At 64.3% G+C, this 12523-nt stretch carries 15 protein-coding genes and 1 riboswitch; of the genes, 6 read left to right on the top strand and 9 right to left on the bottom strand.

Translation table 11 applies throughout. The annotated features are described in order from the left end of the window. Position 1: 1 nt before the first annotated feature. Positions 2-382 carry a VOC family protein gene (locus tag AX725_RS05915; RefSeq protein ID WP_066209308.1) on the bottom strand — a complete coding sequence of 127 codons (381 nt, stop codon included), beginning with the start codon at positions 380-382 and terminating at the stop codon, positions 2-4. A 120-nt stretch (positions 383-502) separates the two neighbouring features. Between AX725_RS05915 and ung the strand changes: the two genes are divergently transcribed. Further along, positions 503-1231: a uracil-DNA glycosylase gene (ung, locus tag AX725_RS05910; RefSeq protein WP_060978604.1), complete on the top strand. Its 729-nt coding sequence runs from the start codon at positions 503-505 to the stop codon at positions 1229-1231. Here ung and AX725_RS05905 read toward each other — a convergent pair. The 5 genes from AX725_RS05905 to AX725_RS05885 form a co-directional block, all read right to left on the bottom strand. Then, positions 1228-1794 carry a peptidoglycan recognition protein family protein gene (locus AX725_RS05905; RefSeq protein ID WP_066270850.1) on the bottom strand — a complete coding sequence of 189 codons (567 nt, stop codon included), beginning with the start codon at positions 1792-1794 and terminating at the stop codon, positions 1228-1230. The genes ung and AX725_RS05905 overlap by 4 nt on opposite strands. Before the next feature lie 93 nt (positions 1795-1887). Next, positions 1888-2292, bottom strand: a complete 405-nt coding sequence (locus tag AX725_RS05900) for a DUF2177 family protein (RefSeq protein WP_060978602.1) — start codon at positions 2290-2292, stop codon at positions 1888-1890. Between the two features lie 40 nt (positions 2293-2332). Continuing rightward, on the bottom strand, positions 2333-2905 hold the full coding sequence (locus AX725_RS05895) for a hypothetical protein (protein WP_060978601.1): 573 nt from the start codon (positions 2903-2905) through the stop codon (positions 2333-2335). Between the two features lie 60 nt (positions 2906-2965). Further along, on the bottom strand, positions 2966-3349 hold the full coding sequence (locus tag AX725_RS05890) for a VOC family protein (protein WP_060978600.1): 384 nt from the start codon (positions 3347-3349) through the stop codon (positions 2966-2968). 170 nt (positions 3350-3519) lie between these two features. Continuing rightward, positions 3520-5112 (bottom strand): isocitrate lyase, encoded by a 1593-nt coding sequence (locus tag AX725_RS05885; protein WP_060978599.1) that lies wholly within the window; start codon positions 5110-5112, stop codon positions 3520-3522. Between the two features lie 279 nt (positions 5113-5391). Between AX725_RS05885 and AX725_RS05880 the strand changes: the two genes are divergently transcribed. Continuing rightward, entirely contained in the window at positions 5392-6339 is a 948-nt protein-coding gene (locus AX725_RS05880; protein WP_060978598.1) for a MipA/OmpV family protein, read from the top strand. Positions 6340-6388: 49 nt separating this feature from the next. On the opposite strand, the gene AX725_RS05875 is transcribed toward AX725_RS05880, so the two are convergent. The 3 genes from AX725_RS05875 to AX725_RS05865 form a co-directional block, all read right to left on the bottom strand. Next, positions 6389-7186 carry a TIGR00266 family protein gene (locus AX725_RS05875; RefSeq protein WP_060978597.1) on the bottom strand — a complete coding sequence of 266 codons (798 nt, stop codon included), beginning with the start codon at positions 7184-7186 and terminating at the stop codon, positions 6389-6391. Positions 7187-7313: 127 nt separating this feature from the next. Beyond that, on the bottom strand, positions 7314-8723 hold the full coding sequence (locus tag AX725_RS05870; RefSeq protein WP_060978596.1) for a hypothetical protein: 1410 nt from the start codon (positions 8721-8723) through the stop codon (positions 7314-7316). Then, positions 8720-9355, bottom strand: coding sequence for an ATP-binding cassette domain-containing protein (locus tag AX725_RS05865; protein WP_060978595.1), 636 nt, complete (start codon positions 9353-9355; stop codon positions 8720-8722). The genes AX725_RS05870 and AX725_RS05865 overlap by 4 nt, the downstream gene beginning before the upstream one ends. Positions 9356-9432: 77 nt before the next feature. Further along, a riboswitch (TPP riboswitch) is annotated at positions 9433-9537 on the top strand. 47 nt (positions 9538-9584) lie between these two features. Between AX725_RS05865 and thiC the strand changes: the two genes are divergently transcribed. From thiC to AX725_RS05845, 4 genes are all read left to right on the top strand, one after another. Continuing rightward, a complete protein-coding gene (gene thiC, locus AX725_RS05860; RefSeq protein ID WP_066114774.1) occupies positions 9585-11474 on the top strand; it encodes a phosphomethylpyrimidine synthase ThiC in 1890 nt (629 codons plus the stop codon). A 6-nt stretch (positions 11475-11480) separates the two neighbouring features. Then, positions 11481-11714: a DUF4160 domain-containing protein gene (locus AX725_RS20425; protein ID WP_066044302.1), complete on the top strand. Its 234-nt coding sequence runs from the start codon at positions 11481-11483 to the stop codon at positions 11712-11714. Continuing rightward, positions 11698-11958: a DUF2442 domain-containing protein gene (locus tag AX725_RS05850; RefSeq protein ID WP_060978592.1), complete on the top strand. Its 261-nt coding sequence runs from the start codon at positions 11698-11700 to the stop codon at positions 11956-11958. Before AX725_RS20425 ends, AX725_RS05850 begins: the two co-directional genes overlap by 17 nt. 148 nt (positions 11959-12106) lie before the next feature. Beyond that, on the top strand, positions 12107-12448 hold the full coding sequence (locus AX725_RS05845; protein WP_066114772.1) for a cystatin family protein: 342 nt from the start codon (positions 12107-12109) through the stop codon (positions 12446-12448). Positions 12449-12523: the final 75 nt, after the last annotated feature.

Genomic DNA, 12523 nt, shown 5'->3' with positions numbered 1-12523 from the left:
ATTAGCCGCTCTGGACGACGCTGAGCAGGTTGCCGTCCGGGTCCTGGAACCAGGCGACACGTGCCGCTCCATCGGGCGCGGTCCAGATGCCGAGCGAGTCCTGGCCGAAGCCTTCATAGATCCTGGGCGCGATGCCGCGGCTGACCAGATGCTCCATGGTCTGCTCGATATCCTCGACCGACCAGCCAAGCGCCGGGTGCGGCGAGGCGGCATAGCCTTCGAGCTCGGTGATGCGGAGCACCGCGCTGCCCAGATCGAACACGGCGGCAAAGCCATCATCGGCAACGAACGCAAGCTGGAGCACGTCGCGATAGAAGCTTTCGGCGGCGCGGCGGTTGGCGGTGTTGATGAAGGTGACAGGCTTGGCGTGGGTGAGCGGCATGATGGCAACCCCTGCTGTGGCGTCGCGATTCGCGACACCTGCCGCGTATACCATCAAAACAGCTCCCGGCGAAAACCCCTGGCTTGACGCCATGACCAGCGCCGCGCCAAGCTTCGCTGCATGATCGAAAACGCAAGCACCGAAGCGGCCATCCGGCTTGATCCGCAATGGCGAGAGGCATTGGCCGGTGAGTTCGCCGCGCCGTATATGGCCGATCTCAAGCGCTTCCTGCTCGAGCGCAAGGCGGCGGGCGCGCGCATCTTTCCGCCGGGCAGCCACTGGTTCCGCGCGCTCGATCTGACCCCGCCCGACAAGGTGCGCGTCGTCATTCTGGGGCAGGACCCGTATCACGGCCCCGGCCAGGCGCATGGCCTGTGCTTCAGCGTCCGCCCCGGTGTGCCGGTGCCGCCCTCGCTGGCGAATATCTACAAGGAACTGCAGCGCGATCTCGGCATCGCACCGCCGCGCCACGGCTTTCTTGAACATTGGGCCGGCCAGGGCGTGCTGCTGCTCAATGCTGTGCTCACCGTCGAGATGGGCGATGCCGGGTCGCACCAGGGCAAGGGCTGGGAGCGGTTCACCGATGCAGTGATCGCCCGGGTCAATGCGCTGGAGCGCCCGGTCGTGTTCCTCCTCTGGGGGAGTCATGCGCAAAAGAAGGCGGCGGGCGTCGATAGCGTCGATCGCGGCGGACGGCATCTGGTGCTGAAGGCCCCGCACCCCTCGCCGCTCTCGGCACATCGCGGCTTTCTGGGCTGCGGCCATTTCAGCCAGGCCAATGCGTTTCTGATGGCGCAGGGGCAGGAGCCGATCGATTGGCGGTTACCCGAGAGTATCGACAGCGCCTAAACCTGCGCCGGATCGTCAATGCTGTTCAGGATCGCGCGAACATCGGCAATGAAATCCTGCCAGATTGCGCCTTCCTGGCCATTGTTCAGCAAGAGTCGGGGGCAGTTCTTGCCCGACCAGTGCCGGTGCGTCACCACCCGGGTCTCGGGTTCGAGGTTCAGGTCGTAGCACAGACAGGCGATCAAGGTCTTGGCCCGGTCGAACGCCCTGTTCTGGTTGATGCCCTTGTTCATGCAGATCTCTATGCCCAGACTTTGGGCATTGCCCTGGCTCGATCCGGCATGCCAGCCGACCTCGTTGAGCGGCAGATGCCGGACGCAGCTGTCGTCATCCACGGTGAAATGCCAGGATACCCAGCGCTTGCTACCGTTATGGATATAATATCCGGTCTTCGATAGGAAATTTGCGTGCGCCTCGGCATCGGCTCCGATGCTCGAGTTGTCGGTATTGTGCACCGTGATGTACCTTGGCAGCAGCGGTGATCCGCTGCGATTGCTGCGACCTTGCGGGATATGGCTGATCGACAGCATCAGGCTTCTGCCCAGTTCACCTCGGGTCGGCATGGCGGTCTCTCCTTCGCAGGCTGTCTGGAGCAGCGGACGCAGGCTAGAGCGAACAGGCGGCGCGAGTCACATTATCGGTCGTTCATCATCATTTTATCGGAACACCGCCCGCGTGACAGCAAATCCGACCAGCGCCGACGATCCGGTGAGGAACGTGCCCCAGATGATGTCGAGCACGGTGATCTTCGTGTGCCAGGTGGCGAGCGTCGCCTGGTTGGTGAGATCATAGGTCATGTAGCAGAAAAAGCCGAGCAGCGCGCCCTTGACCAAAGCGGTCTGCCAACGGCCATCGGCGAGCGCGGGCACGACCGCGAATATCTGGATGCCCGCAATGTAGAGCACATAGAAGACCACGGCGGGCGCGAGCCGGAACGAGGGCGCGAGCAGATCGCCGAGCAGTGGTTGATAGAGCCGCGGGGCCATGGTTTTCAGCCACACGCTGTCGATCAGCGCAAAGGCGAGCCCGGTGAACAGATAGGCGGCGGCATAGCGGAGCATGGCGAGGCTTTCGGCCAGAGGGATAGGTCGGACGATGCGGTCAGGCGCCAACGCGCGTCAAGCGGGTGCGGTTGCGGGTGAGCCACTCGCTCTTGTCGTCGTCGAGAAAATCGACCTCTTTGAGCGTCTCGACCTTATCGCCATCGCGCACGGTGGTGAGCCTGAGCGTTGCGGGACGATCGTCGTCGCTGCCCTTGGTTTCCTCGATCATCGTCCAGTGCGTCGCATCGCGCGAGGCCGGATCGATGCGCACCGCATAGGTCGTCACCTCGACCGCTCGCCCCTTGCGCAACAATGCGACCGCGACCGTCGACGCCTTTCCATCGAAAAGCTCGCCCGTCGTGATGCGGACGTTGCCGACCTTGGGCCCATCGTCGAAATCGGACACGCGCAGCATCGTCGCGCCATCGCCCTGATCGATGACGCGCGTCTTGACCGGAATACTGAACCAGCGATTGGCCGAATAATCGAGATAGCCCAGCTCGCCTTCCCACGACCCTGCCAGGCTGGCACGGGCGGCGGCGGCATTAGGGGCGGAAGAGGACGCTGGCTGGGCACTTGCCGCAGAAACGGGAACCAGACTGAGCGCAAGCAAGGCATATCGGAACATCATGGCCCCCTTTTGTGTGTTGCTGGGCCAGCTACGCGACCATCGCCTGCGCAGATGCGCCGCTCATTCCATCGGCTTGGGCTGCCACAGTTCGATCTTGCGGCCTTCGGGGTCCATGATGTGCGCGAACAGCCCGTTCGCCTCGGCGGGGAAGGTCTTGACCGGCTCCACCCCTTCGGCGGCGCAGCGGGCGAGCACGGACTCGAGATCGTCGACCATCAGGTTGAACATGAACTCCTTGGTCGAGGGCGCGAAATACTCGCTGCTTTGCGCGAACGGCGAAAACACCGTGCCAGCGCCAGGGTGATTCGCGGCGTCCTGCGGCAAAAAGACGAGCCCGCCCCAGTCATCGAAGGCAAGGCCCAGCACGCGGCTGTACCAGGCACGCAACGCATCAGGGTCCGGCGATTTCAAGAACAGCCCGCCCAGCCCGATGACCTTGCCCATATGCCGCCTCCGTATCGCGAGTCGGAGTCCAAGATATCATGAAGTCGATGCCAGAAAAAAGGAAACCCGCCGATGTTGCCACCGGCGGGGTAACCTTTTTCCTCCCCAGGAAAACTTTATCGGTCAGACATGTTTTAACAACGCAGTACCGATCACCATGAACCGACTGCTCAAGAGAACTGGTTCATCGTGTTGTTGACGCCGCCGGCCTTCAGCGCCGCCTCGCCAGCGAAATATTCCTTGTGAGCATCGCCGATGTCGCTGCCAGACATGTTCTGGTGCTTCACGCATGCGATTCCCTGACGGATCTCCTGCCGCTGGACGCCGAGTACATAACCCAGCATGCCCGCTTCTCCAAAATATTCCTTCGCGAGGTTGTCGGTGGAGAGCGCAGCCGTGTGATAGGTCGGCAGCGTGATCAGGTGGTGGAAGATGCCGGCGCGGCGCGCACCATCGGCCTGGAAGGTGCGGATGCGCTTGTCGGCGGCGATGCCGAGTTCGGTATCGTCATACTTCGCATCCATCAGTGCGCTGCGATCATATTCGGAGACGTCCAGGCCTTCCTTGACCATCGCGTCATAGACCTGCTGGCGGAAGTTCAGCGTCCAGTTGAACGATGGCGAGTTGTTGTACACCAGCTTGGCATTGGGAACGACTTCGCGGATGCGGTCCATCATGCCAGCAATCTGCTCGACATGCGGCTTTTCGGTCTCGATCCACAGCAGGTCCGCGCCGTTCTGCAGCGAGGTGATGCTGTCGAGCACGCAGCGGTCCTCGCCAGTGCCTTCGCGGAACTGGAAGAGGTTGCTGGGCAGACGCTTCGGGCGCAGCAGGCGGCCGTTGCGGTTGAGGATGACATCGCCGTTGCGCGCGGTGGCGGGGTCGATCTCCTCGCAGTCGAGGAAGCTGTTATACTGGTCGCCGATATCGCCCGGCTCGTGGCTGACCGCGATCTGCTTGGTCAGGCCGGCACCCAGCGAGTCGGTGCGGGTGACGATGACGCCATCCTCGACGCCCAGTTCCAGGAACGCATAGCGGCAGGCGCGGATCTTGGCGAGAAAGTCCTCGTGCGGCACGGTGACCTTGCCGTCCTGGTGGCCGCACTGCTTTTCGTCCGACACCTGATTCTCGATCTGCAGCGCGCAGGCCCCTGCTTCGATCATCTTCTTGGCGAGCAGATAGGTGGCCTCCGCATTGCCGAAACCGGCGTCGATATCGGCGATGATCGGCACGACGTGTGTCTGGAAATTCTCGACCTGACCCAGCAGTTCCTGCTCCTTCGCGGTGTCGCCAGCGGCGCGCGCCTTGTCGATTCCGCTGAACAGCAGGTCGAGCTCGCGCGCATCGGCCTGACGCAGGAAGGTATAGAGTTCCTCGATCAGCGCGGGCACGCTCGTCTTTTCGTGCATCGACTGATCGGGCAGGGGACCGAATTCGCTGCGCAACGCGGCGACCATCCAGCCTGACAGGTACAGATATTTGCGCTTGGTGGTGCCGAAATGCTTCTTGATCGCGATCATCTTCTGCTGCGCGATGAAGCCGTGCCAGCAGCCCAGCGACTGGGTGTATTGCGACGGATCGGCATCATAGGCGGCCATGTCCTCGCGCATGATCTTCGCGGTATAGCGAGCGATGTCGAGACCGGTCTTGAACCGGTTCTGCAGCTGCATGCGCGCGACGGATTCCGGATTGATGCCGGTCCAGCGGCCCTGCTTGCTGGCAACGAGCTGTTCGTTGGCGCGGATGTGATCGGTATAGGACATGGGGCTTTCCTCTTGCGAATCAGGCAGTGTCATAAATTGACAGCTGATGCTGCTGATTTACGCGACATGAGCCGGATCACCGCATCATTGCTGCAAGAATCTTGTCTAATTGCGGCAAGTGCGAAGGCCTTGCTTTGTCATTGTGTAAATTTATTCACAACAATCCGAGCTTCGCGCAATCGTCTTGATCTGTTGCACCGCAGCATTATATCGGGCCGCGCGGTGTCCCCCCACATGCTCTCGCCCCGGCGGAGCACCATCCTTCATGGAATTCATCCGATGATCGCCAGAACCCTTGCGAGCCTTGCCCTGTTTGCCAGCATCAGCACGCCCGCGCTTGCCCAGGCCGTAGCCGACCAGCCGCCCGCGCCTGCCGCGGAAGAAAAGAAGGAGCAGGCGCCCGCCAAGCCCGGACCGACACCCGAACAGCTCCGACTTCTGGCGACCGCTGCGGCGATGTCGCAGTCGGTGTTCGCCAAGGACTTCTACATGACCGTGGGCCTGGGGGCGGGCATGGTGCCCAGCTACGAAGGTTCGGACCAGTATGTCTTCTTCCCTGCGCCGATCATCCAGGGCAGCTACAAGGGCTATAATTTCGCTGCGCGCGGCCCGGGCCTGTTCGTCGATCTGGTCAAGGACCCGGTGCTGCCCAAGGTCGAATTCATCGCCGGCCCGATGTTCCGCGTCCGGCCCGAGCGCAACAACCGCATCCGCGATGCCGTGGTCAAACGGCTGGGCGACTTTCCGATCGCGCTCGAGCTCGGCGCATCGGGCGGGGTCAAGATCAACCGCATCTTCGGCCGTTTCGACAGCATGACCTTCACCACCGACGCGCTGTTCGACGTGACCGGCGTGCATTCGGGCGCGATCGTCACGCCGCAGGTCAGCTATAACCGGCTGCTCGGCACCAAGGGCGTGGTCAACGTCTCCGCCTCGGCCGATTTCGTCGATGGCGATTATGCCAATACCTATTTCAGCATTGATGCTGCCGGCAGCGCTGCATCGGGTCTGCCGCGCTTCCGTGCCGATGGCGGATTGAAGTCGCTGCAGACCTCGGTCCTGCTCGGCCTCGACCTGTCGGGCAACGCGCTTGATGGCGGCTGGGGCGTGTTCGCGCTCGCCAGCTATTCGCGGCTGCAGGGCGATTTTGCCGACAGCCCGATCGTGTCGATCCGCGGCGATGCCAACCAGTATTTCGGCGGCGTCGGCGTGACCTACACCTTCTGATTTTCGGAATGGCCCCGCGCGCCGGCACGACGCGCGGGGCCATTCACCCTCAGTTGTTACCGCTGATCAGGTCGCCAAACGCGCCGAGCGCAGAGCCTTCGCCCCGGTTCTGACCGCCGCGCGGTCCTGCGGCGGCCAGCATCCGCCCGGCGAGCCGCGAGAAGGGCAGCGACTGGATCCACACATGGCCCGGCCCGCGCAGCCGCGCGAAGAACAGACCCTCGCCGCCGAACAGCGAGGTCTTGATGCCGCCCGCCGAGACCAGGTCGAAATCGACATTGCCGGTGAACGCGGCGATGCAGCCGGTATCGACATGCAGCTCCTCGCCCGCCCGCAGCTCGCGTTCGACGATCGTGCCGCCCATCTGCGCGAACACCATGCCATCGCCCTCAAGCTTCTGCATGATGAAGCCCTCGCCGCCGAACAGCCCGGTGAGGATGCGCCTCTGAAAGTGGATGCCGATCGACACGCCCTTGGCCGCGGCCAGAAAGCTGTCCTTCTGGCAGATCAGACGCCCGCCGTAGCGCGACAGGTCGATCGGCAGGATCGATCCCGGCACCGGCGCACCAAAAGCGACGCGCGCCTTGCCCGATCCGGTATGCGTGAACACGGTGGTGAACAGGCTCTCGCCGGTGACCAGACGTTTGCCCGCGCCGAGCAGCTTGCCCATGAAGCCGCCGCCCTGATCGTCGCTGCCATCGCCGAACACCGTGGTCATCTCGATCGACGGGTCCTTCCAGACCATCGACCCGGCCTCCGCCACCGCGCTCTCGCCGGGGTCGAGCTCGATCTCGACAAACTGCAGTTCCTGGCCCTTGATCTCGTAATCTATCTCGTGCGCGGGCATGGTTCTCTCCTGTTGATGCTGGGTAGCGCGATCCTAATCGCCGCCTGTGACAGCAGCAATGCGACAGGTCATAGGCCTGTCGATTGTTCAGGGTCGAGGGGGCGCGCCATGGTGCCATGAATTGGCGTCAGCTCGAGAAATAGACATACCAGGCAATCAGCAGCACCACGCGGGGGGCAAAGGAGGATCCGGTCGCCGCCGCCAGCGTTATCGCGGCCAGTGCTGCAGACGCGCCGGTGCCCAGCGCGAACAGCAGCGGCTCGCCCGATCCCCGCACGATCGCGGCGGGCAGCGCGAGCAGCAGCGACCATGCCAGCCCCGCAACCACAAACGCCGCCCGGCGCAGCATCGGCGGGGTCGCCGTCGTTGCCGTGAGCTTGAGCAGCCCGCGCGCTTCGCAGCGCCCGGCATGCGCGCTCAGCGCGAAGACGAGCAGCAGCAGCGCCGCCGGACTGCCGATGTGCCGATAGTCGCCGGAAATCCCTGCGAGCGCCGCTGCCATCGCGAGCACAAGAAACAGCCGCCCCGCCCCGATCAGCCGGAATTCGGCCAGTACCAGCCCCGGCAGCGCCGATCGCGCCGCACGAGCGGGCGGCGCATCGGCGCGCGCGGCCGGCGGTGGCCCGGCGGAGAGAAGCTTCGCAATGCGCCCCTGTCCGGCCTGCTTGCGCCCCGACCGGTGCGGGCGATAGATCAGCCCCGCGACCAGCACCAGCACCACCGCAATCCCGATCCAGGCCAGCCGCGCGGCCATATAGCCCGGTGCGTGCAACCCGGCGGCAACGTCCAGATCGATACGCCCCGGCTTGAGCGTGGCCGGGTCCACTCCGCCGATCTGGACATTCATCTCGCCCGCTGGCGCAGGCCCGGCAAGCGGGCGGACGAAGCCGGGATGGTCGAGCAGATTGGCGGTGAAGGACGATGGCTGGTCCGCCGCGACGATCGGCATGACGATCGAGGTCATCCACACGAAGAAATAGGCAAGATCCCCCAGCGCACCGCGCAGCCAAGGCACGGCATCGAACAGGATGCGCAGGGCGGCGAGCGCGACCAGCGGCGGCGCAGCGATCAACCACAAGGGATAGGCGATCTGCCACGGGCTGTACGGCCCGCTTACCATCAGCCAGCCGAGGAACCAGCCCGCCAGCGTCAACGCGCCGAGCGTGCCGAGCATCACCGCCGCATCGGCGGCGAACCGCCCCAGCAGCATCGCGATGCGCGGCGCGGCGGTCACCTCTTCCACCTGCCAGGGCTGGCGGCGATTGGTATTGGCGCGCAGGTAAATGTAACCGGCGGGCAGCAGTAGCGTCGTCACCACGATACCCAGCCACACGCCGAGCATCGCCGATGTCAGCACCGGCAGCTGGTCGGCGACCGCGATTGCCACACCCCGGCCGCTCTCGTCCGAGATCATGAAGCGCGCGCCGATGGGCGCGATCAGCAGCAGCAGCCACAGCCCCCAGCTGCGCCGATAGCGCGTCAGGCTAGTGGCGAACGAGGAACGCAGCACCGCCGCCGGTTGTGGCACCGGCGTCATTGCGGCGCGACCCGGCCCTGATCGACCCGCAGCACCTGCACCGCCTGGGGTGCGAGCGCATCGGCCAGATGCGTGGTCATCACCACCACCGCCTCGCGCGCCCGCTCGACGATCAGCGAGCTGACCGAAGCCGCCGTCTCGCCATCGAGCTCTGCCGTCGGCTCATCGAGCGCGAGCAGCCGCGGCGCACCGAGCATGGCTTGTGCAAACACCAGCCGCCGCCGCATGCCGCCGGAAAAGGTCGAAATGCGGTTGTTGATATCGGCATGCAGCCCAATCCGCTCGGTAATCGCGCCGAACTGCAGGTCGGCAGAGCGCGCATCGAGTCCCTTCAACGCCGCCATGTGCAGCGCAAATTCGCGCGCGGTCAGGTCCTCGGGCAGATCGACCGCCTGCGGCGCATAGCCCAGCGTCGCGCGCAGAGCCTTGCGCGCGCCCGGCAGCGCCGCCCCGTCCCACGCGATCGTCCCCGCATTGGGCTTCTCCGCCGTAGCGAGCAGCCTGAGCAAGGTAGACTTCCCCGCCCCGCTCGGCCCGACCAGCAGCGTCAGGCCGGTGGGAAAGGTGGCGGAAATGCCGTCAAGCACGCGCTTGCGGCCATAGGATCGGGAGATGTCGGTCAACGTCAGCATGGTGGTGTATTATAGCAGCAATACACATGTCGCAAGCGGATTTCGCTGGCCATGCCGCGCGCACCGTCCTAATCTGAGCCCCATCCCCGGGGAGCCGAGCGGCTGAGAGGTGGGTTTGCGCCCCACGACCCGTTGAACCTGAACCGGCTGATACCGGCGGAGGGAGGGAGCGGCGTTGTTCATCCATGCGCCCGCATCCGCTCTCCCGCCGTACAAGGAGAGCAAGACAATGGCTGATATCCATGCCCGCACCGAAATCGGCGTGACCACCGGGCCCATTCGCGGCAGCCGCAAGATCCATGTCGCAACCAAATCGGGCAGCGGCATCCGCGTCGCGATGCGCGAGATCGATCTCGCCGGTGGCGAGCCTTCGGTCCGCGTCTATGACACCTCGGGCCCCTATACCGACCCCCATGCGCATATCGATATTTCCGCGGGTCTGCCCGAGCTGCGCCGCGACTGGATCCTGGCGCGTGGCGATGTCGATCATGTCCCGCAGCGCGAGGTTCGCCCCGAGGACAATGGCCGGCTCGGCCCCGATCGTTCGGGCGGGGTGCCTCCCTTCCCCAATGTCCGCAAGACCGTGCTGCGCGCCAAGCCCGGCATGAATGTCAGCCAGATGCATTATGCGCGCCGCGGCATCATCACCCCCGAGATGGAATATGTCGCCGAGCGCGAGAATTTGGGCCGCGAGCGGCTCAAGGAATATCGCCGCGACGGCAACAGCTTCGGTGCGTCGATCCCCGATTACGTGACGCCGGAGTTCGTCCGCGACGAGGTGGCGCGCGGCCGCGCGATCATCCCCAGCAACATCAACCATCCCGAAACCGAACCGATGGCGATCGGCCGCAATTTCCTGGTCAAGATCAACGCCAATATCGGCAACAGCGCGGTCGCATCGGACGTCGCGTCCGAGGTCGACAAGATGGTCTGGTCGATCCGCTGGGGCGCGGACACGGTGATGGACCTTTCCACCGGACGCAATATCCACGACACGCGCGAATGGATTCTGCGCAACAGCCCCGTGCCGATCGGCACCGTGCCGATCTATCAGGCGCTGGAAAAGGTCGGCGGCATTGCCGAGGAGCTGACCTGGGAAATCTTCCGCGACACGCTGATCGAGCAGGCCGAGCAGGGCGTCGACTATTTCACCATCCATGCCGGCGTGCGGCTGGCGTACATTCCGATGGCGGCGAAACGCGTCACCGGCATCGTCTCGCGCGGCGGCTCGATCATGGCCAAATGGTGCCTGGCGCATCACAAGGAATCGTTCCTCTACGAGCATTTCGACGAGATCACCGAGATCATGAAGGCGTACGACATCGCCTATTCGCTGGGCGATGGCCTGCGCCCCGGATCGATCGCGGATGCCAATGACGAGGCGCAGTTCAGCGAGCTCTACACGCTGGGCGAACTCACCCATCGCGCGTGGAAGGAAGACGTGCAGGTGATGATCGAAGGCCCCGGCCATGTGCCGATGCACAAGATCAAGGAGAATATGGAAAAGCAGCTGGAAGTGTGCGGCGAAGCGCCTTTCTACACCTTGGGCCCGCTCACCACCGATATCGCGCCGGGATATGACCATATCACCAGCGGCATCGGCGCGGCGCAGATCGGCTGGTATGGCACGGCGATGCTCTGCTATGTCACGCCCAAGGAGCATCTGGGCCTGCCCGATCGCGACGATGTGAAGGTCGGCGTGGTCACCTACAAGCTTGCGGCGCACGCGGCGGACCTCGCCAAGGGCCATCCGGCGGCGCAGGTGCGCGATGATGCCTTGAGCAAGGCGCGCTTCGAATTCCGCTGGCGCGACCAGTTCAACCTCTCGCTCGATCCCGATACCGCCGAGGAATTCCACGACCAGACCCTGCCGGCGGAAGGCGCCAAGACCGCGCATTTCTGCAGCATGTGCGGCCCCAAATTCTGCTCGATGCAGATCAGCCAGGAGGTGCGCGACTTTGCCACCAAGCAGAACCAGGGCGTGGAAGGCTTTATCGCAACGGGCCCCAGCGGCGCGGAAACGGCAGCCGCGAGCCGCGAGGCCGCGCTCAAGGGCATGGCCGAGATGAGCGAGCGCTTCAAGCAGGAGGGCGGGGAACTGTATCTTCCGGCCGAGTGAGGCGGAATGCCTACCCTGCTAAGGCTTGATGGTTTTCGGTTCTATTTCTTCAGTCACGAACCGAACGAGCCGCCCCATGTCCACGTGGACAAGGGAGCGGCGACCATCAAGCTTTGGCTGGCCCCGGTTTCCGTTGCACGGAGCCGGGGCTTTCGTGCGCACGAGATCGGTGGCATAATTGCCGTCGTGGAAGAGCATCGCACGATGTTTCTGGAGAAATGGCATGAATATTTCAGCTAAGCTCACCGACGAGCGCGTGCTGGACGTGCGCTTTGACGATCACAGCCTGATCGTGGATCTGATGGACGGCCGGACCATTTCTGCTCCGCTGGCCTGGTATCCCAGGTTGTTGAATGCCAGTGCCAGGCAGCGGACAGTGTGGGAGACGTGCGCAGGCGGATATGGCATCCACTGGCCCGAACTCGACGAGGATTTGAGCACCGAAGGCCTGTTGCGGGGGGCACCTGCGGCAAAGGCGGCATAGCCACGTGCCCGCACATGATGTCAGAATCGTGTGAGGAATGCGCTGCTCTCTGTACTCAAGTTGCGCAGGAATGCCATCCGGATCAAGTTGCCTTTCCGGCCCCAAATCACGAATAACCTTCCCCTTTTTTCCAGCCCCGAGTTCCCGCATGACCCGCACCCTGCTTACCCTCGCCCTTGCCACCCTTCCCGTCACCGCCTGCGCACAGGACGCGCCGCCGACCGCCGAGCGCGAGACGCCGGTCATTACCGGCGGCTGGAGCAAGGCTGCGCTCACCCCCGAGATCGAGGCGGTGGCGGTATGGGCGTTCAACGCGATGGACGTGCCCGGCGCGGAACTGGCCGAGATCGAGAATATCAGCCAGCAGGTCGTGGCGGGGATGAACTATCGCATGGACCTGGTGTTCACCGATGGCCGCCGCTGGCGGGTGCAGGTGTACCAGAACCTCGCGGGCGAGCGCAGCCTGACCAGCGCACAGGCGGTGAAATAGCCGCAGCGGCGCCCATGTGCATCGGTCGTGCCCGCCAGTCACGGGCTTGTTGACGCGCCAGCGGGCCGGCACGCG

It is taken from the genome of Blastomonas sp. CCH9-A1, from assembly GCF_001557175.1.
Classification (GTDB): Bacteria; Pseudomonadota; Alphaproteobacteria; order Sphingomonadales; family Sphingomonadaceae; genus Blastomonas; species Blastomonas delafieldii_A.
The sequence above is the reverse complement of the archived record's forward strand: the minus strand, read 5'-3'. Positions and strand labels throughout refer to the sequence as shown.